20 protein-coding genes and 1 pseudogene are annotated in these 24,714 nt (G+C 64.6%); 12 read left to right on the top strand and 9 right to left on the bottom strand.

Annotated elements, in window-relative coordinates; all coding sequences use genetic code 11:
- Positions 1-26 precede the first annotated feature (26 nt).
- Positions 27-1,094 (top strand): porin, encoded by a 1,068-nt coding sequence (locus NCS58_RS24210; RefSeq protein ID WP_086961225.1) that lies wholly within the window; start codon positions 27-29, stop codon positions 1,092-1,094.
- A 173-nt stretch (positions 1,095-1,267) separates the two neighbouring features.
- On the opposite strand, the gene NCS58_RS24205 is transcribed toward NCS58_RS24210, so the two are convergent.
- The 3 genes from NCS58_RS24205 to NCS58_RS24195 all read right to left on the bottom strand — a co-directional run bounded on the left by NCS58_RS24205 (position 1,268) and on the right by NCS58_RS24195 (position 5,329).
- On the bottom strand, positions 1,268-2,593 hold the full coding sequence (locus NCS58_RS24205) for an MFS transporter (protein WP_061119116.1): 1,326 nt from the start codon (positions 2,591-2,593) through the stop codon (positions 1,268-1,270).
- A gap of 227 nt (positions 2,594-2,820) precedes the next feature.
- Entirely contained in the window at positions 2,821-4,377 is a 1,557-nt protein-coding gene (locus tag NCS58_RS24200; protein WP_061119115.1) for a methyl-accepting chemotaxis protein, read from the bottom strand.
- A 172-nt stretch (positions 4,378-4,549) separates the two neighbouring features.
- Positions 4,550-5,329 (bottom strand): DUF2182 domain-containing protein, encoded by a 780-nt coding sequence (locus tag NCS58_RS24195; RefSeq protein ID WP_086961244.1) that lies wholly within the window; start codon positions 5,327-5,329, stop codon positions 4,550-4,552.
- 99 nt (positions 5,330-5,428) lie between these two features.
- On the opposite strand from NCS58_RS24195, the gene NCS58_RS24190 reads away from it, so the two are divergent.
- The 5 genes from NCS58_RS24190 to NCS58_RS24170 all read left to right on the top strand — a co-directional run bounded on the left by NCS58_RS24190 (position 5,429) and on the right by NCS58_RS24170 (position 11,734).
- On the top strand, positions 5,429-6,649 hold the full coding sequence (locus NCS58_RS24190; RefSeq protein ID WP_250538898.1) for a helix-turn-helix domain-containing protein: 1,221 nt from the start codon (positions 5,429-5,431) through the stop codon (positions 6,647-6,649).
- Positions 6,650-6,685: 36 nt separating this feature from the next.
- Complete coding sequence (locus NCS58_RS24185) at positions 6,686-7,324, top strand: hypothetical protein (RefSeq protein WP_061119112.1); 639 nt, start codon at positions 6,686-6,688, stop codon at positions 7,322-7,324.
- 126 nt (positions 7,325-7,450) lie between these two features.
- Complete coding sequence (locus NCS58_RS24180) at positions 7,451-9,730, top strand: EAL domain-containing protein (RefSeq protein ID WP_061119111.1); 2,280 nt, start codon at positions 7,451-7,453, stop codon at positions 9,728-9,730.
- Positions 9,731-9,779: 49 nt separating this feature from the next.
- A complete protein-coding gene (locus NCS58_RS24175) occupies positions 9,780-10,430 on the top strand; it encodes a hypothetical protein (protein ID WP_061119110.1) in 651 nt (216 codons plus the stop codon).
- 86 nt (positions 10,431-10,516) lie between these two features.
- Positions 10,517-11,734, top strand: coding sequence for an MFS transporter (locus tag NCS58_RS24170; RefSeq protein WP_250538897.1), 1,218 nt, complete (start codon positions 10,517-10,519; stop codon positions 11,732-11,734).
- Here the strand turns inward: NCS58_RS24170 and NCS58_RS24165 are convergent.
- On the bottom strand, positions 11,676-12,659 hold the full coding sequence (locus NCS58_RS24165; RefSeq protein WP_061119258.1) for a LysR family transcriptional regulator: 984 nt from the start codon (positions 12,657-12,659) through the stop codon (positions 11,676-11,678). The two genes, NCS58_RS24170 and NCS58_RS24165, sit on opposite strands and share 59 nt — an antisense overlap.
- Before the next feature lie 120 nt (positions 12,660-12,779).
- Here NCS58_RS24165 and NCS58_RS24160 point away from each other — a divergent pair, with 120 nt between their 5' ends.
- From NCS58_RS24160 to NCS58_RS24145, 4 genes are all read left to right on the top strand, one after another.
- A complete protein-coding gene (locus tag NCS58_RS24160; protein ID WP_061119108.1) occupies positions 12,780-14,093 on the top strand; it encodes an MFS transporter in 1,314 nt (437 codons plus the stop codon).
- Positions 14,094-14,124: 31 nt separating this feature from the next.
- Positions 14,125-15,633, top strand: coding sequence for a M81 family metallopeptidase (locus NCS58_RS24155; RefSeq protein ID WP_250538896.1), 1,509 nt, complete (start codon positions 14,125-14,127; stop codon positions 15,631-15,633).
- Positions 15,634-15,687: 54 nt separating this feature from the next.
- Positions 15,688-16,716, top strand: coding sequence for an alpha/beta fold hydrolase (locus NCS58_RS24150; protein ID WP_061119106.1), 1,029 nt, complete (start codon positions 15,688-15,690; stop codon positions 16,714-16,716).
- Positions 16,717-16,930: 214 nt separating this feature from the next.
- The gene (locus NCS58_RS24145) at positions 16,931-18,907 is read left to right on the top strand and encodes a PhoX family phosphatase (RefSeq protein WP_061119105.1); all 1,977 of its coding nucleotides are present in this window, start codon (positions 16,931-16,933) and stop codon (positions 18,905-18,907) included.
- Between the two features lie 61 nt (positions 18,908-18,968).
- Here NCS58_RS24145 and NCS58_RS24140 read toward each other — a convergent pair whose 3' ends face one another.
- Positions 18,969-19,172 (bottom strand): hypothetical protein, encoded by a 204-nt coding sequence (locus NCS58_RS24140; RefSeq protein ID WP_061119104.1) that lies wholly within the window; start codon positions 19,170-19,172, stop codon positions 18,969-18,971.
- Positions 19,173-19,555: 383 nt separating this feature from the next.
- On the opposite strand from NCS58_RS24140, the pseudogene NCS58_RS24135 reads away from it, so the two are divergent.
- Positions 19,556-20,457 (top strand): annotated as a pseudogene (locus NCS58_RS24135) (porin).
- A gap of 54 nt (positions 20,458-20,511) precedes the next feature.
- Here NCS58_RS24135 and NCS58_RS24130 read toward each other — a convergent pair.
- A complete protein-coding gene (locus tag NCS58_RS24130) occupies positions 20,512-21,261 on the bottom strand; it encodes an SDR family oxidoreductase (protein ID WP_250538895.1) in 750 nt (249 codons plus the stop codon).
- A gap of 102 nt (positions 21,262-21,363) precedes the next feature.
- Here NCS58_RS24130 and NCS58_RS24125 point away from each other — a divergent pair, with 102 nt between their 5' ends.
- Positions 21,364-22,833: a PLP-dependent aminotransferase family protein gene (locus NCS58_RS24125; RefSeq protein ID WP_061119256.1), complete on the top strand. Its 1,470-nt coding sequence runs from the start codon at positions 21,364-21,366 to the stop codon at positions 22,831-22,833.
- Here NCS58_RS24125 and NCS58_RS24120 read toward each other — a convergent pair.
- The 3 genes from NCS58_RS24120 to NCS58_RS24110 form a co-directional block, all read right to left on the bottom strand.
- A complete protein-coding gene (locus NCS58_RS24120; protein ID WP_250538894.1) occupies positions 22,830-23,447 on the bottom strand; it encodes an FMN-dependent NADH-azoreductase in 618 nt (205 codons plus the stop codon). The two genes, NCS58_RS24125 and NCS58_RS24120, sit on opposite strands and share 4 nt — an antisense overlap.
- Positions 23,444-23,905: a GNAT family N-acetyltransferase gene (locus NCS58_RS24115; protein WP_061119101.1), complete on the bottom strand. Its 462-nt coding sequence runs from the start codon at positions 23,903-23,905 to the stop codon at positions 23,444-23,446. Before NCS58_RS24115 ends, NCS58_RS24120 begins: the two co-directional genes overlap by 4 nt.
- A 102-nt stretch (positions 23,906-24,007) precedes the next feature.
- The gene (locus NCS58_RS24110; RefSeq protein WP_061119100.1) at positions 24,008-24,571 is read right to left on the bottom strand and encodes a PAS and helix-turn-helix domain-containing protein; all 564 of its coding nucleotides are present in this window, start codon (positions 24,569-24,571) and stop codon (positions 24,008-24,010) included.
- Between the last annotated feature and the right edge of the window lie 143 nt (positions 24,572-24,714).

Here is a 24,714-nt window from a genome sequence, read left to right as displayed (position 1 = left end):
AATAGTAAATCGGTTTAAGTTTAGATATGCTAAGGAGACGGAAAATTAAAAGACCAATCATAGCGGCCATTGCGACTTTGACGTGCGGAGCCGCTTCAGCGCAATCATCCGTGACTTTGTACGGAATAATCGATGCGGGAGTCACTTACACCAATCGGGTGGATACGCCCACGCAGAAGGGCGCCGTCGTGCAATTCACGTCGGGATCTTCACAGGGCAGTCGATGGGGACTGAGAGGATCCGAAGATCTGGGCGGTGGACTCAAAGCGATCTTTGCGCTGGAGAACGGGTTCGACGTCGGAACCGGTGCACTCGGTCAGGGCGGGCTCGAGTTCGGACGACAAGCCTTCGTCGGACTGTCGAGCAATTGGGGCACGCTCACGCTGGGCCGGCAGTACGATTTCATCGGCGACATCTTCCCGGCGTTCGCGGTAGGCTCGAATACACCAGCGGGCCTTCTCGCATGGAGTCTCCCCGCATACGCAGCCGGCGGCTACTCGCTCGACAATCGCGTATGGGGCGATCAGGTGAACAACGCGGTGAAGTACCAGTCGCCGTCCATCGCGGGTTTCACGCTTGGCGGTATGTACGGTTTCGGTAACGTTGCCGGTTCGATGGGCACGAACAGTTCGAGCAACTTCGTCGTGAGCTACGACAACGGACCGCTGAGCGCTGCACTTGCGTATATGTCGCGCCACAACGCCACGCCTTCTGCAAACTCGAGAGAATTCGCGGGCGGCGCGGCCTACATGATTGGAAAAGCGCGCCTGTTCGGAATGGTTTCCGACGTGCAACTCAGCAGCGGAACGAAACCGCGCGCAACGACCTATGAAGCCGGCCTGGCCTATCAGGTCATTCCGACGTTGTCTCTTGCGGGCGGCGCGCAATATCAGCACCGCAACAATGGAGTCGGCAGCGCGAACCAGTTGACACTCAGCGGCGACTATTTCCTCTCGAAGCGTACGGACGTCTATTTCGTAGCCGCGCTTGCGCATGACCACGGCTTTAGCGCACAGGCGCAGGCCGCGCTAGGTGACGCGTCCGGGACGGACGTGCAGACCGCGGTTCGAATCGGGATTCGCCACAAGTTCTAAGCGTGCTATGTCCACGGAGCGTTGCGGCCGCCGCGTCCTGATTCAGAGTACCTAAGTGGTCCCCGCAACGGGGGCCTTTGACCGGCGTTCGCGCCGGTCTTTTTTTGCGTTTGAAAGCAGCATGCGTGCATTCGAGTAGCAAAGGCGTTTTGCGGAGGAATACGAGCAGGCCCTCACGACCCGCTCCGCCGCTCCGCCAGCTTCAACTCCCCATGCGCCGTGCGCCCGGCATTATCGGAAGCTGCAGCACTATCCAGTGCGATATCCGGCCGCATGAAAAACGTCATCACGATTCCGACCGCGAGCAACCCGAGCGATCCTGCGAAAGGCAACGTCCAACTCCCAGTCCGGTCGACGACGAACCCGAACACGATCGGCGAAAAGATCCCGGCGATAGCCGATCCCGCATTGACGAGCCCGCTCGCGATCCCGACGTGCTTCGGCGTAATGTCCATCGGCACGGCCCAGATCGGCCCGATCGTCATCTCCAGAAAGAAGAACGACAGGCTCAACGACGCAGCCATGACCGGCAGCGATTTCACGACCATCACCGGCGCGAGAAACACGAGCGCACCGAGGAACGCGACGATGATCATGTTGCGCCGCGCTGAAACGACACTGCCCGTGCGCTTCAGAATGCGATCCGAGATCACGCCGCCCGCCGTATTGCCGACGACACCCGAAAGAAATACGCCCGCCGAAAAGAGCGCCGAGCTCTTCAGATCGAGACCGCGTCCATGCATGAAGAAAGTCGGCAGCCACGTGAAGAAGAGCCAGCCGGTCCAGCCATAGCAGAAGTAGACGATCATCGTCGGCGAGATGCGCTTGAGCAGGCGGCCCCAGGGCGTAGGCTCGCGCGTCTTGTCGACGGCGACCTTGTTTTCAGGCGGCAACTGCGCTTCTTCCTCGGCCGTCATGTGCCGATGCTTGCGCGGGTTATCCGCGAAGTACCACGCATATACGACGACCCACACCGCCGTCAGCGCGCCGACGAGCACGAACGAAGCGCGCCACGAAGCGAACGCGACCAGTAACGCGATCAAGGGCGGCGTGAGCGCGTTGCCGAGGCGCGAGAACGAATGCGTGAGACCTTGCACGAAGCCGCGCTTGCCCGCCGGATACCAGTTGACGAGTGCGCGCGCCTGCGCGGGCAGCGCCGCGCCTTCGCCGACGCCGAGCAGCATGCGCGCGCAGAACAGCGACACGACGCCACCCGCGAATCCCGTCGCGATCGTCGCGACGATCCAGATCGACGCGCACAGCACGAGCGTCGTCTTGGCGCCGAAGCGGTCGCTGAACCATCCGCCGATGACCTGACAGATCGCATACGTATAAGCGAAAGCACCGAACACGAGCCCGATGTCGGTGTTGGTGAGATGAAGATCGTCGCGGATCAGACCTGCGGCAGCAGACAGGTTGACGCGATCGAGGTACATGATGAAGGACATCGCGCACATCAGCGCGAGAACGGAGCGGGTGACTCTTGGGCGATGCAGCATCTTCTTGTCTCCTCCGAGGCTTGTTGCGCGCGGATTGATCCGTTGCGCGCGCTCTTTTCGAGGGCGGACCGCATGATGGTCCGACGTCCCGCAGTCTCGCGAAAACAGCGATAGCCGTCTATTGAATTCGCCTCATGAGGTGATTACCGGCGGTTATGGCTCGGAAAGGAAAACGGCTCGCGTCCCGAAGGATCGCGAGCCGCGCATCATGGAACCGCGAAACGGCTTCAGGCCGTCGCGCGCATGCCTTCGTCGTGAAGCCGGAACGTCTCCACTGCCGTGCGCAACGCGCCAGCCTGATCTTCGAGCGACTGGGCCGCCGCCGCCGCTTCTTCGACGAGCGCCGCGTTCTGTTGCGTCACTTCATCCATCTGCGTGACGGCGCGCGCCACCTGCTCGATGCCGCTGCTCTGCTCTTCCGAAGCCGCCGCGATTTCGCCCATGATGTCGGTCACGCGCTGCACGGCCGTGCTGATCTCGTTCATCGTGCGGCCGGCTTCGTCGACGAGCGCGGTGCCCGATTGCACGCGCTCGACCGAGCTGTCGATCAGTTCCTTGATCTCCTTCGCCGCCGCCGACGAACGCTGCGCGAGCGAGCGCACTTCGCCTGCGACGACTGCGAAGCCGCGTCCTTCCTCGCCGGCGCGCGCGGCTTCGACCGCCGCGTTCAGCGCGAGAATGTTGGTCTGGAACGCGATGCCTTCGATGATCGTGATGATGTCCGCGATCTTCGACGAGCTCTGGTTGATCTCGCCCATCGTCGTCACGACTTGCGACACGACATGGCTGCCCTTGCCCGCGATCTCCGACGCGTTCGCGGCGAGCACGCTAGCCTGACGCGCGTTGTCGGCGTTCTGCTTCACCGTGCCCGTCAGTTCGTCCATGCTCGAGGCGGTTTCCTGAAGCGCCGACGCCTGCTGTTCCGTGCGTGAGGAAAGATCCACGTTGCCCGCCGCGATCTGCTTGGTCGCGGATGCAATCGATTCGCTGCCGCCGCGTACCGTGCGAACCGTATCGATGAGGCTCGCTTGCATGGTCGCGAGACCGCGCAACAACTGGCCCATTTCGTCGTTCGAGCTGACCGTCACGCTGCGGCGCAGGTCGCCGTTTGCGATCGCATTGAATTGCGCGAGCGCGGCATCGAGCGGACGCGAGATACGACGGCGCAACGACATCCACGTATGGAGCGCCGCGGCGACGCCGAGCAGAATCGCAACAATGCAGCCGATGCGAAACGCGCCGAAGGTTTCCTGGCCTTCGTCATACAAGGCCTTCGCCTGGTCGAATTGCAGCTTGCGCAGCGCGACGCCCGTCTTCGCGAACTCGTTGAATGCTGCCTGCATCGCGCTCGCGTCGGCGACGATCTTCGCCTGATCCTGCGCGCGGATATCGGCATAACCTTCGTCGATCTGCTTTTGCAGCGCGAGACGCTGCTCGTTGAATTTGTCGGCGAGCGGCTTTTCGTCGGAGCCTTGCGGCAGGCCGGCATATTTCGTCCATGCGTCGTCGGAGGTCTTGCGCATCAGCGCGCCGCGTCCGATCGCATCTTCCGCCGCGGGCGTGCCCACATTCAGCGCTGCGCGGTCGAAGGAGAGGCGCTCGCGCGCCATGAACATTTCCGCGTTGCCGACGGACACCGCGCTCGGCATTTCATTCGTGAAGAGGTCGTACGCTACCGCGTTGGACCGGCTCATGCCGGTCAGTCCGACCATGCCGATCGCGACAAGCAGCGCGCTCAACAGCATCATGGCCAAGGCCAGACGGCCTTTGATTGTCGAAAACATAGTTCTCTCAAGAGTGGCTGCATCGAGAAGGCGTACGCACGCGGGCGGCGATGCTTCGCCTGCTGCGCGGCCGATGAAACGCGTCGGCTGGTCTGTATAACGACAGCAAAGCACCGTCCTTTAGTGAGCGATTAAAACGTATTTCAAATCGCTTGCCCGGTAAAGGCCTTGCTTACAGCCGGCTTGAACCGGCGATAATCATCAACCCGAGCAGCACCAGAACGATGCCGATAACCTGCGGCACGCGCCTGAACGAAGGCAGCAGACGTTCCGCGGTTATCGCCAGCGTAACGAGCGCCATTGCGCGCAGATCCATGACGCCGAAGACGAAGAGGGCCGCGGTCAGGCCTGCGCAGCAAGAGACGCAATGAAGTCCGTGTCGCACGCCGTCGAGCCACTCGGCACGCATGTGCCTGCAATGCGTGCAGCGCGCAAGCAGCGTCGCATGCCACTGCGAACACTGCGCCACGCCCGCCAGCGACACGACGGCGCCACTCGCGAAGGGAACACAACGCGCGATGGCCGGTGCGCGCATCACGAACTCGGTGAGGATCGCGACGAGCGCGAAAGCAGCGATGCCGGTCATCGTCCAAATGAAGGCATAGCCTGCGGCCATGCTCCACGAGAGACGCGTGCCCGCGCCATCGAGCATTGCGCGATAACGCCACAGAAGCGGCGCGAAAGAAGGCAGCATCATCGCGGTCATCATCGCGATCCACATGCCGACGAATGCCGTCGCCGTGCGCAGCCATGTGCGGCCGCACATCGGCGTGAAGGTGGGCGAGAGCATCCAGCCGCCGGGCATCGGCAACTCGCTCATCGATGACATCGACGTATGGATCGCGCACGTCACGATCACGCCCGCCAGAAAAACGAGCGCGGCCACGGCAACGAAGCGGCGGCGCGAATGAGGCGAGGCCTCTCGTTCGATGTTCACGGTGAGCACGTTCATGATGTCGTCCCTTTGCATTCGCCCGGTGCGCGTCGGGTACGGTGTTAGATTAGTCGCGGGCATCTACCGCAAAGGAGTGACAAGTGTGTCGGGATTCGCATGGATTCGCTGATCACGGCGGCGGCGCGCGCGCTCGCGGCGGGTGATCCGCTCGGCGCGCTGAATCGCATCGCGCTGCGTGAGGATGCAAGCGCGCTTGCGTTGCGCGGCATCGCGATGGCGCAGCTCGGCGACTTCGTGCGCGCGCGTGCGCTCGTGAAAAGCGCGGCGCGTGCGTTCGGTGCGAAAGAGGCGCTCGCGCGCTCGCGCTGTATCGTCGCGGAAGCGGAGATCGCGCTCGCATCGCGCGATCTCGCGTGGCCCGCGAAAGCACTCGATCACGCCCGCGCGATTCTCGAAGCGCACGGCGACCACGCGAACGCCGCGCATGCGCGCTATCTGGAAGTGCATCGCGCGCTGCTCATCGGACGAACCGACGATGCCGAGCGCATGCTCGTCGAACTGAATCCCGGGGCGCTTCCCGCTGCGTCGCGGGCGGCGCATGAGCTGATCGCGGCAGGCATCGCGTTGCGGCGTCTTCATACGAAAGCGGCGCACGCCGCGCTCGAACGCGCGACGCAAGCCGCGCGGCAGGCGGGCATTCCGGCACTTGCCGCCGAAGTGGATAGCGCATGGCGCATGTTGAGCACGCCCGCCGCGCGCCTCATCGCACATGGGCAAGAGCGGCTGCTGCGGCTCTACGAAGTCGAGGCGTTGCTGGCATCGGACGCATTTGTCGTCGATGCATGCCGTCTGTGCGTGCGTGAGAACGGCATGTCGATATCGCTCGCGACGCGCCCCGTGCTCTTCACGCTCGCGCGCATGCTCGCGCAGGCATGGCCTCGCGACGTGCCGCGCGACGCGCTCATTCTGCGGGCGTTTCGCATCAGGGAAGCGGACGAGACGCATCGTGCGCGGCTGCGCGTCGAGATGGGCAGATTACGCGCGATGCTGCGGGCGCACGCGAGCATCGACGCGACGCCGCGAGGCTTCGTGCTGAAGCCGCGTCATGCGCGCGACGTGGCCGTGCTCGCGCTGCCCGTCGAAGACGAATTCGCGCCGTTGCTGGCGTTTCTCGCCGATGGCGAGTCGTGGTCGAGCTCGGCGCTCGCAATTGCGCTCGGCGCGAGCCAGCGCACGGTGCAGCGCTCGCTCGATGCGCTCGCCGCGAGCGGCAAGGTGCAATCGTTCGGTCGCGGTCGCGCGCGCCGCTGGACGACGCCGCCGATGCCCGGATTCACGACGACCTTGTTACTCCCCATCGGGCTCGCGAGTGATTAGCATGAAGTCACGATCAGTCATCAGGAGGACGGCGACATGAAACGCGCAAAGGCGGAAATCATCCGTGAATACGGGCCTTTTCCGGACGTCGAGGGCGTGCACGGCGTCACCTGGGACGGGGAGCGCGTGTGGTTCGCGGCGGGCGACACGCTCAACGCCTTCAATCCGGACAGCGGCGAGAAAGAACGTTCGCTGAACATTGCGGCGCATGCGGGCACGGCCTTCGACGGCGAGCATCTGTTTCAGATCGCCGAGGACCGCATTCAGAAGATCGATCCGAAGACAGGGCGCGTCCTCTCGACGATTCCCGCGCCCGGCGGCGGCGCGGACTCGGGCCTCGCGTGGGCCGAGGGCACGCTCTGGGTCGGGCAATACAACGAGCGCAAGATTCATCAGGTCGATCCGGACAACGGTGCGATCCTGCGCACCATCGAGTCGAATCGCTTCGTCACGGGCGTGACCTGGATCGAGGGCGAACTCTGGCATGCGACGTGGGAAGGCGACGAGAGCGAGCTGCGGCATATCGATCCGCAATCGGGCGAAGTCATCGAGCGGCTGGAGATGCCCGAAGGCGTCGGCGTGTCCGGGCTCGAATCGGACGGCCAGGACCGCTTCTTCTGCGGCGGCGGGCGCACGGGCAAGGTGCGGGCGGTGCGCAAACCCAGGCGCGGCTGAAAACCTGCTTTCGTCCGGCGTCGCGGCACGACTCGGCAATCTTTACCACCGCATCGCTTATTCAAGAGTTCCGCCCTCACGCCGATAAACACCGATCAAACCCATCATTGCAACAGGGCCAGAAAGGTGCAGAGAGGCGCCAACGATTTCCTCGGGACCATCGGCGAAACCATCGCCAGGAACCTGCCGTACATCGAACGCGCACGTCGTTTCGGTGGGCTCGGTCTCGCGCCGCTCGGCGTGCTCGTCGCCGCGTGCGGCGCCTTCTTCGTGCCGCGGCCGTGGAACGGGCTGCTCGCCGCGCTGCTCTTCGGCGCGGCGATCGTCGTGCATCGCATGCAGAAGGCGAATCGCCAGGTCTTCGTCGCGCGGCAGGTCGCGCACGGACTGCTTTCGATCGCCGAGGATTGCCTGAAGCTGCTATCGCTCGAAGGCCGCATCATGTGCATCTCCGAAGTCGGCAGGCGTTTGCTCGGAGCGGACTGCGCCGAGGAACTCGTCGGCTTCGACTGGCTCGCGCTCTGGGACGGTCCCGATGCGCGGCAAGCCTTCGAGCGCGCGAAGCTGGGTGAATCGACGTCGTTTTCCGGCACCTGCCGCACGATGCACGGCACGCTGAAGTGGTGGACATCGACCTTCGCGCCCGTCTACGGCGAGCACGGCAAGGTCACCGCGGTCCTGTGCAAATCGCGCGACATCACCGCGGAAGTGAATCTCATCGAGGAATTGCGCGGCAACGCGCGCGTGCAGAAGGACATGGAAGATCACGTCGACGCCGTGTTCTGGACCGCGACGCGCGATTTTCGCGAGCTCCTGCATGTGAGCTCCGCATTCGAGCGCATGTGGGAAATGCCGATGTCGGCGCTCGAAGCGGATCAGACCGCATGGTCGCAGCGCGTGCATCCCGACGATCTGCCCGCGCTGCGCGATGAAATGCGCACGGCCCTGAACATGGGCGCCCCGACGCAGAGTTATTTCCGCCTGTGCCTGCCGCACGGCCGCACGCGCTGGGTTCGCGCGGACATCTATCCGGTGACCGAGGACGGCGTCGTGTCGCGCGTCGTGAGCGTGTGCGTGGATGCCACCGACGAGCGCGAGCGTCTTCAGGAACTGCACCGGCTCGCGAACACCGACAGCCTCACGGGCCTCGCCAACCGCAACGCGATGATGGACGCGCTCCTGAAGCGCTGTGAAGCGGGCGCGCCGTTCGCGTATCTCTTCATCGATATCGACCGCTTCAAGTCCATCAACGACACGGCGGGCCATATCGCCGGCGATGCCGTGTTGCGCACGATCGCCCGACGCATCCAGGAAACGCTGCCCGAAGGCGCCGTGGCCGCGCGTCCGGGCGGCGACGAGTTCACGGTGATCCTGCCGGGCACGTTCGCACAGGAAAGCATTGCGCGGGCGTGCCGCAAGCTCTCGCTCGCCTGCCATCGGCCGATCAAGATCGACTGCAAGAGCGTGACGATGACATGCTCGATCGGCGTCGCGCTCTATCCCGAACACGGACGCACGCCCGAAGCGCTCTTCATCAGCGCCGACATGGCGATGTACGCCGCGAAGCGCGCGGGCCGCAACACGTTCCGCGTGTTCGGCGATCGCGAGAAGGACGATCTCGCGCGCGCGCATCTGGAGGCGGAACTGCACGGCGCGATCCGCGAGAATCAGTTCGTGCTGCACTATCAGCCGCAGTATCGCGTCGAGACGGGCGAGCTCGTCGGCGTCGAGGCGCTCTTGCGCTGGAATCATCCGCAGCTCGGACTGCTCGCGCCCGGCGCGTTCGTGCCGGTGCTGGAAGAGAGCGTGCTCATCGCCGAAGCCGGGCACTGGGTCATACGCGAGGCCGTGCTGGCGGCCTCGCAACTCGCGCTCGCGCTGCCGCAGGCGTGCTCGGTGGCGCTCAACGTGTCGCCGAAACAGTTCCGCGATCCGCGCCTCGTGTCCGTGCTGAGGCAGGCGATCAGGCGCGGCTGCATCGACTCGAACCGCATCACGCTCGAGATCACCGAATCCGCGCTGATCGACAACGTCGACGACGCGCAGGACGTGCTCTCGAATGTGCGGGCGATGGGCGTGCGCATCGCCATCGACGATTTCGGCACGGGCTATTCGAGCCTCAGCTACCTGGCGCGCTTTCGCCCGGACGTGCTGAAGCTCGACAAATCCTTCGTCGACAACATCGCCACCGATGCCATGGTGCGCACGGTGGTCGAAGGTGTGATCGATCTCGCGCACAAGCTCGGTGTGACCGTGGTCGCCGAAGGCGTCGAGACGCAGGAGCAGCTCGATACGCTGCGCGAAGTGAACTGCGACAAGGTGCAGGGCTTTCTGCTCAGCCGTCCGGTGCCGCTCGCGAGCCTGATGGCGCGCTCCGATGCGCAGGAGTTCGCTGCGCTGCCGTGAAGCCGGCGTTATCATCGCGACATTCGCGCATGCGAGCCGGAGACAGCCGATGAACACTTCATCTTTACGCGTTTCGCTGGCCGTGCTCGGCTTCGCGATCAGCACGCTCGCGCTCGCCGATTCCGCGCCGCCGTGTCCGGGCGCGAACGATGCGAACGCGGGCACGCTGGTTCAGGTTCGCGACTTCACGCCGGTAAGTCAGCAAGGCGGCGGATCGCATTTTCCCGGCTCGCGGCTGCGTGCCGCGCGCAACGCGATGAAGGTCGATCAGAACGCATCGGCGCTCGCCGAAGGCATTGTCAGGGCGCTCGACGCGAAGGGCATCGGCGCGTGCCACATGACGGCGGATTCGCCGCCGCCGACCTCGGGCTGGCTCGTGACCGGCGAATTCGACGAAACGCTCTCATCGGGATTCGGCGCCGGGCTGCCGTCGATGGGTTCGTCGGACAAGCCGCCCAACACGCACGTCACCGTGCAGCTCGCCAATCTCGCGGCGAGCCCGGACGCGCCGCTCACGCAGATCGATACGAGCGGCGAGCTGAAAGGGCAGAAATCGGCGGCAGCGCCCAAGCCCTACGGCGCGGCGGCGCGCTTCGTGATCAACACGACCGAGGCAATCTCTTCGCTCGACGATCTCGCAGCCAGGATCGCCGGGCAGATCGCGGCGGAGAAGGCGAAGCTCGACGGCAAGCCGCAGTAGCGCGAATCAAAGCGCAAGATCTGGAGTGCGGGCGCGCGCCGCATCCGTGACGATGAGTTTTCCCAGCCTGTCACGGAGTCACTTCGATGCGCTTCCCCGCTTCGTTTCAACGCCTCGCGTGGTCGAATCTGCTCGCGCAATCGGCGGAACAGATCGGCCTTGCCGCCGCGCCGCTCGCCGCCGTGTTCGCGCTCGGCGCGTCCGCCGTCGATATCGGTTTCTTGCAGAGCGCGCAGACGCTGCCGTTCCTGCTGATGTCCATTCCGCTCGGCGTGATCGCCGACCGCCGCTCGCGCCGCACGCTGATGGCCGCCGCCGAATGCGCCCGCGCGCTCGCGATGGCCTGCGTGCTGCTGCTCGTCCTCACGCACACGTTGACGCTCCCGCTGCTCGCGCTGCTCGGTTTTCTCGGCGCGACCGGCACGGTCGCCTACAACGTCGCCGCGCCCGCGCTCGTGCCGGCGCTCGTCGAGCGCGCCGCGCTGCCCGCCGCGAACGGGCGCATCGAGCTTGCGCGCAGCGCCGCGTATTCGGCGGGGCCGGCGCTGGGCGGGCTGATCGTCGGATGGATCGGCGCGGGCTGGGCGTATGGCTGCGCGGCGGGCTTTTCGGCAGCGGCGGCGGTGCTGCTCGCGGGATTACGCGAACCGCCGCGCCACCACGCCGCCGCGCGCCATTTCCTCATCGAGTTGCGCGAAGGCGCGCGTTTCGTCGGCGGCGATGCGCTGCTGCGCCCGATGCTCGCCACCGCCGTGTTCTTCAACATCGGCTTCTTCACGTTGCAGTCGGTCTATGTGCCCTATGCGGTGCAGCGGCTCGGCCTGAGTGCATCGGCAATCGGCGCCACCCTCGGCGCGTATGGCGTCGGCATGGTGTGCGGCGCGCTCGCGGCGCCGGCCGTGGCGCGGCGCATCGCGTTCGGCCGCATGCTGCTCGTCGGGCCGTTCTGCGGGCTGGCCGCATCGCTCGCGATGGTGGCGACGCTCGCCGTGCCGTCGTTCTGGCTCGCGGCATCGAGCTTCTTTCTGCTGGGCGCGGGGCCGATCCTGTGGACGGTCGGCTCGACGACGCTGCGCCAGGCCATCACGCCCGCGAACATGATGGGCCGCGTCTCGGCGCTCAACAGCACGGCGACCTACGGCGCGCGGCCATTGGGCGCGCTGCTCGGCGCGGCGATCAGCGCGCGCTTCGGCATGGGGCCGTGCCTCGTCGCGGCGGCGGCGGGCTTCGTCGTGCAGGCGTGGATCATCGCGGTTTCTCCGGCGGCGCGTCTCGCCGATGTGCCCGATGGCGCGCTCGTTTGACGCTCGCAGCGGACGGGCGCGCGAACATCGGCATTCGCGTGAGAATCCAGTCGAGCAATTCCTGCGGCCCCGCCGCGAGCGGACGCCCCGTCTTCACGAGCAGCTTCGCCTGCGCGCTTTCGAAGAGCGGATGCGCGATCGGGATGGTCGTCAGCTCGCCGCTCGCCAGTTCCCGATACGCGGCGAATTCGCCGATCAGCGTCATGAAATTTTCCGCGGCGACGAAGCGCTTGAGCGCGCCGAGCGAGTTCGTCGTGAGCGTCGGACGGATCGCGAGATCGTCGGTCGTCTCCAGCATCTTCACGACATGGCCGATGCCGAACGTCGGCGGCATCAGCGCGAGCGGATAGTCGAGCAGATCGCGAATGCGCGCGACGCCGCCGCGTAGCGCGAGCGGATGATCGCGCCGCGCGAGCAGCACGACCGGCTGCGGCGAGCTCGCGCGGCTCTCGATGCGCTCGTGCGGCGGCGGGTTGTACGCAAGCCCGATATGCGCGCGGCTTTGCGCGACTTCTTCCAGCAGGTCGTCGACGGCGAGCATCTGCATGTCGATTTCGAGGCGCGGATAGCGCGCGCAGAACGGCGCGAGCACGTCGTCGACGAGCGTATCGACATAGCCTTCGCTCACGGCGAGCCGTATCTGCCCTTGCTGCAACCCCTTCAGCGCGTGCAACTGGTCTTCGAGCTTCTCCTGTTGCGAGCGATAGCCGCGCCAGAATTCGAGCAGATGAAACGCCGCCTCGGTCGGCCGCACGCCGCGCGGCTCGCGCTCGAAGAGCGTGGTGTCGAGCTCGTCCTCGAGCAGTCTGATCTGCCGCGCAATCACCGACGGCGACGTATTCAGGTGATCCGCCGCCCCCCGAATCGTGCCGTGCGACAGCACTTCATGAAAGTAACGCAGGCGTTGCTGATTGATTTCGCGCATGGTCATTGGCTCAGTGTTGCTCACAGGGCAACGATACGTGAACTTAGTTGCTCTTGCTAGCACGCTCGCCCGCGCTCAACATGGCTTCACCCGTTGGGGGAGACAAACCAGGAGACGCGGATGTCCACGATACAGACCTTGCGAGGCGGCGATGCCGTTTCGGCGCTCTACAGCAGGATCAACTGGCGGCTCCTGCCGCTCCTCGTCGCGTGCTACATGTTCGCGTATCTGGACCGCGTGAACGTGGGCTTCGCGAAACTTCAGATGCAAAGCGATCTCGGTTTCTCCGATGCGGCGTACGGCGTCGGCGCCGGGATCTTTTTCATCGGCTATGTGCTGTTCGAGATTCCGAGCAACCTGATGCTGCCGAAAATCGGCGCGCGCCTCACGTTCAGCCGCATTCTCGTGCTGTGGGGCATCACGTCGGCGTGCATGCTCTTCGTGCGCAACGTGCCCGCGTTCTACGCGATGCGCTTCCTGCTCGGCGTATTCGAAGCCGGCTTCGCGCCGGGCATGATCTATTACCTCTCGTGCTGGTACGGGCCGAAGCGCATGGCGCGCGCGATTGCGCTCGTGTTCGTCGCGGGGCCGCTCGGCGGGGTCGTCGGCGGGCCGCTCTCGGCGTGGCTGATCTCTTCGCTGGCGGGCGTCGGCGGACTGGCCGGCTGGCAGTGGATGTTTCTCGTCGAAGGCTTGCCGTGCATCGCGCTGGGCGCACTCGTGTGGCGCGTGCTCGCGAATCGTCCGGGCGATGCGCGCTGGCTCACGCAGGACGAGCAGCGTCTCGTCGAGGCGGAAGTCGGAGGGCACGGCGGCGCGTCGCATCGCATCGAGTCGTTCAGGGAAATCGCGAAGAATCCGCGCATCTATCTGCTGGCGATCGCGTACTTCTGCATCATCTTTCCGATCTACGCGATCAGCTTCTGGCTGCCGACGCTCATCAAAGACCAAGGGGTAAATGACACGATCCGCCTCGGCTGGTATGTCGCGATTCCCTACGTCGCTGCCGCCGTCGCGATGTACGCGGCCGGACGACGCTCCGACAAGGTCGGCGAGCGCCGCTATCACAGCGCGCTGCCCGCGCTCGCCGCTGCCGCGCTGCTGGTGCTGACGCCGTATGCATCGGGCAATCTCGTCGCCACGCTCACGCTGCTCACGCTCGCCACGGCCTGCATGTGGATGGCCTACACGGTCTTCTGGGCGATTCCGTCCGAAACGATTTCCGGCCCGGCGGCGGCCGGCGGCATCGCGCTCATCAACACGATCGGCCTGTCGGGCGGCTTCTGGGGGCCGGCCGTGATCGGCTGGGTGAAGTCCGCGACCGGCAGCACGAACGGCGGCCTGCTCGTGATGGCGTGCATGGCGGCGCTTGCATGCGTGCTGATTCTCTCGAACAAACGCACGGTCGCCGCGGCCAGCGCGCGCACGGCCTGAACATCAATCGACACTTACGAGGACATCGGTCATGAAGATCCTGATCGCAGGATTCCAGCACGAAACGAACACCTTTGCGCCGACGAAGGCGAGCTATCAGAGCTTCATCCAGGGCGAAGGATTTCCGCCGATGGCGCACGGCGACGATGTGCTCAAGCTGCGCGATGTGAACGTGCCGATCGGCGGTTTCATTCAGTGGGCCGAGGCACAGGGACATGAACTGATTCCCGTGATCTGGGCGGGCGCGAGCGCATCGGCGCATGTGACGGAAGATGCGTACGAGCGCATCGCGGGCACGATCGTCGATCGTGTGCGCGCGGGCGGCTTCGATGCGATCTATCTCGACCTGCACGGCGCGATGGTCACCGAGCATCTCGACGATGGCGAAGGCGAGTTGCTGGCGCGCGTGCGCGGCATTGTCGGCGATGACATGCCGCTCGTCGTGTCGCTCGATCTGCATGCGAACGTCACCGCGCGCATGGTCGCGCTCGCCGATGCGCTCGTCGCGTATCGCACGTATCCGCATGTCGATATGGCGCAGACCGGCCTGCGCGCGGCGCATCTGCTCGCGCGGCGCATCGCGCATGGCGAGCCTCTGAAGCGCGCGATGCGCCGCGTGCCGTTCTTGATTCCGGTGAACGGCATGTGCACGCTCGTCGAGCCGGCGCGCGGCATGTACGGCACGCTCGAATCGCTCGAAAAGGATGAAGTCGTGTCGCTGTCGTTCGCGCCGGGCTTTCCCGCATCGGACTTCGACGAGTGCGGCCCGGTGTTCTGGGGCTACGCGTTCGATCAGCAGGCCGCCGACGAAGCCGTCGATGCGCTCTACACGACGCTCGTGAACGACGAAGCGCGCTGGGACGTGCCGTTTCTTTCGCCCGACGAAGCCGCGCGCGAAGCGATCGAGGCGAGCCGCGACGCGACGAAGCCCGTGATCATCGCGGATACGCAGGACAACCCCGGCGTCGGCGGCGATTCGAACACGATGGGCATGGTCCGCGCGCTGTTGCGCAACGACGCGCGCGATGCGGCTGTCGGCGTCATCTGGGACGAGAAGGCGGCGCGGGCGGCGCATCGCGCGGGCGTGGGCACGCGCATCCGGCTCGCGCTCGGCGGCGGCTCGAATGTGCCGGGCGATTCACCGCTTGAGGGCGAGTTCGAAGTCGAGTATTTGTCGGATGGACGCTTCCGCTTCGACGGCCCGATGCTCAACGGCATGTCGGGCGAACTCGGGCCGACCGCGTGCCTGCGCATCGGTGGCGTGCGCATCGCGGTGAGCAGCATCAAGATGCAGGTGTTCGATCGCAATCTCTTTCGTGTCGCGGGCATCGAGCCGGAACGCATGAAAATTCTGGTGAACAAGAGCTCGGTGCATTTCCGCGCCGATTTCGAGCCGATCGCGGCGCGCATTCTCGTCGCGAAGGCGCCCGGTCCGATGGCCGCCGATCCGGCCGATCTGCCGTGGCGCAATCTCGATGCGCGGATGCGCGTGCGCCCGCTGGGGCCGACGCTCGCCGCGTTGCGCGCATCGGCCGCATGATCGTTCGCGTTGTTTTCCGCTCATTGAATACGTTAAAAAGAGGAGTATCGCAACATGCCGGATGATCAGATCAACTCATGGCGCCGCCGCTTTCTCGGCACGGCGATCGCGAGCGTCGGCGCCATGCAGCTCGGATTGAGCGACCTCGTTCGCGCTCAGACAGCGCAACGTGCATCGCCGGGAGCGGGCTTCGCGGAGATCCGCCAGATCGATGCGGGCGTGCTCAATATCGGCTATGCGCAAGCGGGGCCGGCGAACGGCCCCGTCGTGATTCTGCTGCACGGCTGGCCGTACGACATCCACGCTTTCGCGGACGTGACGCCGTTGCTCGTCGCGCAGGGATATCGCGTGATCGTGCCGTATCTGCGCGGCTACGGATCGACGCGCTTTCTGTCCGCCGACACGCCGCGCAACGGCCAGCAAGCGGTGGTCGCGGTGGACATCATCGCGTTGATGGACGCGCTCAAGATCAGGCAGGCCACGTTCGGCGCGTTCGACTGGGGCGCGCGCACCGCCAATATCATCGCGGCGCTGTGGCCCGAACGCGTCAAGGCGATGGTCTCCGTGAGCGGCTATCTGATCGGCAGCCAGCAGGCGAATCGTGCGCCGTTGCCGCCGAAGGCCGAATTCGCGTGGTGGTATCAGTTCTACTTCGCAACGGATCGCGGCCAGGCGGGCTACGAGGCGAACCGTCACGATTTCAACAAGCTCATCTGGCAACTCGCATCGCCGAAATGGAATTTCGATGACGCGACGTATGACCGCTCGGCGAAGTCGTTCGAGAATCCGGATCACGTCGCGGTGGTGATTCACAACTATCGCTGGCGTCTCGGGCTCGCGCAGGGCGAGGCGCAATACGACGCGCTGGAGCAGCGTCTCGCGACCGCGCCGACGATCGGCGTGCCGACCATCACGATGGAAGGCGACGCCAACGGCGCACCGCATCCCGATCCAGCGGCGTATGCGAAGAAGTTCACCGGCAAATATCAGCATCGGAATATCGCGGGCGGCATCGGACACAATCTGCCGCAGGAAGCGCCGAAGGCTTTCGCCGATGCGGTGATCGAGGCAGACCGGATGTAAGGGGGGCGAGCGGGCGCAATGTGCCCGCCGCGACCTCGAGTCGAACAGTCCCGCGCTTTCAGGCAAAACACGAAACAATTACATCGGCCTGTCAAACGCATTTCACATTCGTTTCCTAAAGTAGCGCGTCAACCGGCACATCGGGCCGCAACGGCCTGAAGCAGGGACTTTCATCGCCGGTACACAACCCACAATCAAGGACTCGACACCACACATGGCGCAGCGACTCGACCTTTCCCGCCGCAAAGCCCTCAAGATTCTCGCCGGCGCGCCGATGCTGCCGCTCGGCGGCGCGGCTACCGCTTCGTTGCTCGCCACCGCATGCGGCGGCAGCGACAGCAACGCGGCCACGCCCGCGCCCGCGCCGACCGCCGCCTTCACCACGGCGACGTTCACCGGCATGGCCGCACCGACGCTCGCCGATCCGGGCGCGATGGCCAGGACCACCGTCGCATCGACGATGACGGTGAACTTCAGCGACGGCAGCAACCGCGCCTACAAGCTCGCGTATCAGCCGTTCTTCATGACGGGCGATGTCGTGCCGAACACGACCGGCGGGACCATCGTGGCGGGCGGCTATTTCGATATCGACAATCAGCCGATCATCGACCGCTCCACGCCGGGCAAGGAACGCCAGTTCTTCTCGGATTGCCCGGATGGCACGTCGCTCATCAGGATCGACAATCCGACGGTGAAGGGCGTGAAGGGCAACGCCGTGTTCGCGGTCGTGCAGTTCGAATACACGACGCGCGATCAGAGCGCCGTCAGCATGTACGGCCGCCTGCCGTCGCCGATCGCCGTGCTCACGCTCGATCAGGACCCGGCAACCGGCAAGCTCTCGCTCGTGAGCTACGCGAACGTCGATACGTCGAAGGCGAACGGCCTGTGGATCACGTGCGGCGCGAGCCTGTCGCCGTGGAACACGCATTTGTCGAGCGAAGAGTACGAGCCGGATGCGGCTGTTTCGTCGACGGACGCGCAGCTCAAGGCCTACAGCAGGAATCTCTACGGCGATGAAACGAAAGCGCGTCCGTATCACTACGGCCATGTGCCGGAAGTCACCGTGCACGCGGACGGCACCGGCACGATCACGAAGCACTATTGCCTCGGCCGCATCTCGCACGAACTGATCCAGGTGATGCCCGACAAGCGCACCGTGATGATGGGCGATGACGCGACCAACGGCGGCGTCTTCATGTTCGTCGCCGACAGGGAAGCGGATCTTTCGGCGGGCACGCTCTATGTCGCGAAGTGCGCGCAGACGTCGTCGGCGGGCGCGGGTTCGGCCACGCTCACCTGGCTCAACCTCGGCCACGCGACGAGCGACGAGATCGAGCATCTCGCCGACACGCTGACGATCGCCGACATCATGGACGTCGTCACCGACGAAAAGATCGGCCCGACGCTGGATGCGAGCTATACGCGCATTCATTTCGGCGGCAAGTTCAACTGGATTCGCATCAAGCCGGGCATGGAGAAGGCGGCCGCGTTTCTGGAAACGCACCGCTACGCCGCATGGCGCGGCGCGAGCATGTGCTTCACGAAACTCGAAGGCACGACGGTCAACGCGAAGGACAAGATCGTCTATTCGGCGATGTCGCAGATCGTCAAGTCGATGGTGAAGGGCGACGCGCACTCGACGGACATCGCGCTCGATCGCGCCATCACCGCCGGCGCCGTCTACGCGTTCAACCTGAAGGGCGGCCAGCGCGATCTCGCGGGCGCGGCGATCGACAGCGAATGGGTGCCGGTCGACATGGCCGCCCCGGCTGCGCTCGTCGGCGAAGACATTGCGTCCGATGCGCTCGGCAATCTCGCGAACCCGGAGCGCGTCGCGAATCCGGATAACCTCAAGTTCTCGGAGAAGCTGCGCACGCTTTTCATCGGCGAGGACAGCGGCGCGCACGTCAACAACTTTCTGTGGGCGTACAACGTCGATACGAAATCGCTGACGCGCATTCTGTCGGCGCCTTCGGGCGCGGAATCGACGGGGCTGCATGCGGTCGACGAGATCAACGGCTGGACCTACATCATGAGCAACTTCCAGCACGCGGGCGACTGGGAAACGGCCCTGCACGGCAAGGTGCAGGCGACGCTCGATCCGCTCATCCGCGCGAACTACAAGGATCGCTTCGGCGCGGCAGTCGGTTATCTGACCGCCGATCCGGCCTCGCTCAAGCTGAGCCGATGAGGTGAGGTGATGTGAAGCGAAGCATCGCGCTTCGCTTCGTCATGCAGCGGCGTTGCGTGAGTCAGCAGCGCTGCTCGCAATCGATATATTCGAAACCCGCCGCGATTGCGAAGCGGATCGCTTCTTCCACGTTGGGAAACTCGCCCGGCAAACGCACGGAACGCTCCATTCCGTTCAAATCCTGGATTCGCGCCGTCGCGGCAAACACATCGCCATGCCGGACCGCTGCCGGCGTGACCATCATGTCCCTGTAGCTGAAGACCATTTTTTCTCTGTCGGATGTTATCGGCCCGCGGAATACCGCTGCGGGACACTCGTCTTGCATATCGAAAAGGTCCGGAACGATCGTCCGGCTCCTTCTGTTTCAGGTTATCGGCACGGGTAAACGTTTCTTTACGTGGAGCGTTCGAAAACCGCCGGTTGAAGTCGATGAAACGTTTGCATCTGACCGAAACGCTGAGGCCGGTGCGGGCAGCGACGCATGGCAACGTTCGTCATCCGAACGATACGGTAACGCCCGGCGTTTGCGCTCAAGTCATTGCAATAACCCGTCAGATGCCGATTTCTGCCGACTTCACCGGATGGTGCTAAGGTGCAGCCAATCGTTTTCTCTCAACCGGGCAGGGCCAGCATGGAGTGCAGTCGGCCATGAAAGTTCGTCTCTGGAAAGCGGCAGGCCTTCTTCTCGTGACCTCGGGCGCGTGGGCGCAAACGAGCGTCACGATGTACGGCCGGATCGATGGCGGCATCGAATATCTGAATCACATTGCGAACGGCACGGGCGGCAGCGCCTCGCGATGGAGCGCCGAAGGCGGCGACTGGGGCACCAGCATGTGGGGCCTCAAAGGCAACGAAGATCTCGGCGCCGGCCTGAGCGCGGTCTTCGACCTCGAAACCGCCATCCAGATCATGAACGGCACCACCGGCGGCGGACGCCTGTGGTCGCGCAAGGGCAGTATGCGTCCGGCAATCAGCCGGGCGCGTTCAATTCGGGCGCGCCCGGCGAGTTCGGCCGCTCCGAAGGCATCATGCTGACGTATCACTCGCCGGCGCTCGACGTCCGCGGCATCTACGACGAGCTGCGCAGTCAGGACGGCAAGCTGGACAACATCTTTCAGGCGTCGCGAGAGTACTTCGTCGGCGCGAATGTGAAGGTGGACAAGTGGAAGGTGCAGGCCGCCTACACGCACTACGCCGCACCGGATTCGCCCGCAGGCGTGGCCGAAAGCGCCGATCACTACTGGCTCGGCGCGACTTATCAGGCGACGCCCGCCTGGGCCGTCACCGCGGCGGGCTTCTACATCCATGTGGGCGCGGGTGCGGGCGATGCGGCGCACGATCCTGCGAGCCATGCGATGCTCTACGCGCTCGGCACGACCTACAACTTCACGAAGCGCACTTTCCTCTACGGCACCGTGGCCTACGTGCGCAACAGTGCGAACGGCACGTTCTCGGTCTTCGCGACACCGCGCGACGCCGAACCGGGCACGAGTCCGATGGCGGGCGAGTCGCAGACAGGCGCTTACATCGGGATGATGCACGTGTTCTGAAAAGCACCGGCATCGTTTCTACGCGCGAAACGATGCCGCAAAGCGTTGCGCCGGTCAGGAGCGCGCGCGCTTCAGCCAGTCTTCCAGCGCGATGTTTCCATGACGCGCAGCGCCGGTCGGCACGAGCGAGTCCTCCGTCATCGTGCCGCCGAAGTACGTGGCTTTCGGATCCACGACGATCTCACGCGCATCGCCCTGCGCCTTCAGATACTGGCCGACGATCCGATGCAACGGCGCCCGCTGCGGCCCTGCGATGTCGACGATGCCGTTCAACGGCGCGGCGAGGGCGACATCGGCGACGATGGCCGCGACGTCATCGGCTGCGATCGGCTGGAACTGTCCTGTCGAGAGATGCACCTTGCCGTCCTGCATCCCGGCATCTGCGATGCCGCCGAGAAATTCCATGAACTGCGTCGCGCGAATGATGGAATACGGCACGCCCGATTCCGCGATCAGCTTCTCCTGCGCGACCTTCGCGAGGAAATAGCCGTTGTCCGGCATGCGGTCCGTGCCAACGACCGACAGCGCGACATGATGCTGCACGCCCGCCGCGGCCTCGGCCTTGACGAGATTCGTGGTCGACGTACGGAAGAACGCCATCACGTCGTCCGGCGCCCATGAAGGCGCGTTCGATACATCGATCACGATCTGCGCGCCGCGAAGCGCTTCATTCAGACCTGCGCCGCTCACCGAATCCACGCCGTTGCGCGGCGACGCGGCGATAGCCTCGTGACCCTTCGCGCGCAGAATCGCGACCGTTTTCGCGCCGATCAAACCCGAACCGCCGATGACGACGATCTTCATGATGCACCTCTCGGTTAAGTGAAAGTGAAGTCATTGTGCGACAATCATGGCTTAGTACAAAGAGACAAGAATCGTCGATCGGACTAGTCCATGAACCGCGCCATGCCACGAGCCAAGAACACGCTGACCATATCGATCGACCGGCACGAAGCCGCGCCGATTTATCTGCAGATTTGCGAGCGCTTCAAGGCCGCGATCGCAGCGGGCCATCTGAAGCCAGGCGATCGCGTGCCCGCCTTGCGCGGACTCGCGACGCAACTGAATACTGCGCGCGGCACGGTCGAGATGGCTTATAACATTCTCGTCGATGAGGGTTATTTGCAGATGCGCGGCGCGGCGGGCACGTTCGTGTCGTCGTCGCTGCCGGGCGCCGTCACGCTGTCCGCGGCGCGCAAGAACCGCGAGCGCGCGGATGCGCCGCGTGCCAGGCGTGCCGAACCCGCAGCCGATATCGGCAATGACGCAAAACCTTTGCGCCCGGGTCTCCCCGCGCTCGATGCGTTTCCGCGCAAGGTATGGAGCCGGCTCGTCGCGTATCGCGCGCGCAGCGGGGACCTCGCCGCGCTCACGTATCCCGATCCTTCCGGATATCGCCCGTTGCGCGAGCGCATCGCGACCTATCTCGGTCTTTCGCGTGGCGTGGATTGCGTGCCGGAGCAGGTGTTCGTGACGAACGGATATCGCGCGACGCTCGAACTGGTCCTGCGCAGTCTCGCGAAGCCCGAGGACCGCGCATGGTTCGAAGAGCCGGGATATCTGCTCGCGCGTAACTTTCTCGTCGAAGCGGGCGTGCGGCTCGTGCCGGTGCCGGTCGATCACGAAGGGCTCGACGTCGATGCGGGCATTGCGCTCGATGCCGATGCGCGCTTCGCATTCGTCACGCCATCGCATCAAAGTCCGCTCGGTGTGACGCTCGCGCTTCCGAGACGCATGAAACTGCTCGACTGGGCGAGCCGCGCGGGGAGCTGGATCGTCGAGGACGATTACGACAGCGAGTTCCGCTATGTCGGTCGTCCGCTGCCCGCGCTGAAAAGCCTCGATCGCGACGATCGCGTGATCTATTGCGGCACGTTCAGCAAAGTGCTGTTTCCGGGCTTGCGGCTCTCTTATGTGGTGGCGCCCGAGCGGGCCGTCGCGCGCTTCGGGCAGCTCACGAAGAGCATGAATGCGGGCTCGCCTTATCTCTATCAGGCGGCGGTGGCCGACTTCATCGCGCAAGGGCATTTCGCGCGGCATCTGAAGCGCATGCGCGCGCTGTACGCCGAGCGGCGCATGCTGCTCGCGAACGCGATCGTGAAGGCGTTCGGCGATCGCGTGGCGATCGACTTGCCGACCGGCGGCATGCATCTCGTCGCGATCTTCCGGAAGGGACGCGGCGGTCCCATCGACGACATGGCGATGGCCGCCCGCGCGCGTGAAGCGGGGCTTGCGGTGATCGCGCTGTCGGCGTGGTACCTGAACGGGCGCACGAAGCATACGTTGCGCGGGATCGTCGCCGGCTTCGCGAATGTCGCCGATGCTGCGCAAGCCGCGCGTCTCGCCCGCATGCTTCGACGCGCCTACGATGGTTAGAGCGTGACGGCGTCGTCCGAGGCGCAAAGCGCGTGGCGCGCGATTTCATCGCGTGCGCATTGCAGCGCTTCGTTTACGGCTTCGTCGCCGCGCACGAGTCCTTGCAGCAGGAGAAAGTGCAGGCTTTGCAAGCCGATCGAGCCGAGCGCGTAGCGTAAATATGGCGTGAGGAAATCGCGTTGTCGCGCGTGCTCGCCGCAATGAAACCCGCCTGATCCGACGATCACGAACGCGGGCCGGTCGCGCATCAGACCGACCTTGCCCTCGGGCGTGGCCGCGAACGTGCGGTGAATGCGCAGCACGTAGTCGATCCACAGCTTCAACGCGGCGGGCACGGTGAAGTTGTGCATCGGCGTGTTGATGATGAGTGCGTCCGTCGTTTCGATTTCGCGGACCAGTTCCTCGGATACGTAGAACGGGCTCGCATCCGGATGACGCGACGTGATCGCGCGCGCATAGTCCTGCGTGATGGGCGGCAACGGCTTCGCGGCGAGATCGCGTTCGACGACTTCGACGCGCGTCGTCTTGCGCAGCATGCCGATCATTTCCAGCGCGAGCCGATAGCCATGGCTCGCATCGCCGTGCGGGCTCGCGTTGATGAAAAGCACTTTCATCGCGCGGCCTCCGTGCCGTTGGCGGCGAGCGTTTCGACGAAGCGCATGCCTTTCGCGAGCAGCCCATTGCGATAGTAGAAGCGCTGAGCGAGCGCCATGTGCAGGCCGGTATCGAGCACGAAATGCGCACAGCGTGAATGACGCGCGATCTCGCGGACCTTGTCGAGCAATTGCGCGCCGATGCCGCTGCGTTGCAGACGTGCCGTCACGACGAGATCGTCGAGATAGACGAAACGCCCGTACAGCGTGTTCGTTTGCGTGCGATAGCCGGCAAGACCGAGAATCGCGCCATCGTCGCATGCGGCGAGCAGGCGATAGCTTTCCTCGCGTTGACGGCGCATTTGCGCGCGGAAGGCGTCGGCGTCGGTGAGATGCGGGCGCAGTTCCTTCATGACGTCGAAGGCGCGCGTCAACTCGTCGGGCGTGTCGAGATGCCGAAGGGTGATCGAAGTGTTCATGCGTGTTCTCCACGTTGCATGACACCTACGATATCCGCGCGATGGCACAGGCTGAAGGGCCAAGATTCGATCTTTCGACCAGGCCAAGCGTTCGCGTTCGCCCTACGCCAGCAGTCGGGCAATGAGGTCTTGTGTCGCTCTCGCGCCGTATTTGCGCAGCAGGCTCGCGCGATGTATGTCGACCGTGCGCGGACTGATATTCAGTTCCTTGCCGATCTCCTTGCTCGTCATGCCGTGAACGAGCAGGGCGGCTACGTCGCGCTCGCGCTCGGTCAGCATGCTCGCGTTATCGGATTGCTTCGTGCCCTGCGACAGGTCCGTGAACGTCCAGATTGCAAGCTCGAATGGCCGCTTCGGGTTATAGCCGAAGCCGCAAACCGTGACCCAGAAGTGCGTGCCGTCGATGCGCCGCATGATGCGGTCATCGCTGAAGAGGGCATGCTTTGCAAGGAGCGGCGCGAGGCGGCGACCGGTGGTGGAGAAGTCCTTGCGCTGCGGATAGAGCTTCGAGAACGATTGACCGATGATGTCGCCGCGTGTCGCCCTGAAGAGTTCCAGGGCTCTCGAATTGCAATCCACCATGACCCGTTCTCTCGCAACGATGACGGCAACGGGCAAATGCCTGAATAAATCTTCGTAGTCGAGCTTGGGCGTCGAGTCGGTCATATCGGGAAGCGCGCCGCGTCTGGCGAAAAGTTATCGTAGCACCGAGTTCCGATAACTTTCGCGCGGGATCAGACGTTCCAGACTTCGCCGAAGAAGCGCATCCAGTTTTCGCCCATCACTTTCTTGATGCGCGACTCGCTCCA

Source organism: Caballeronia sp. INML3B (assembly GCF_023631305.1).
In the GTDB taxonomy this organism is placed as follows: Bacteria; Pseudomonadota; Gammaproteobacteria; order Burkholderiales; family Burkholderiaceae; genus Caballeronia; species Caballeronia turbans.
This window is presented reverse-complemented; position numbering and strand designations above follow the sequence as displayed.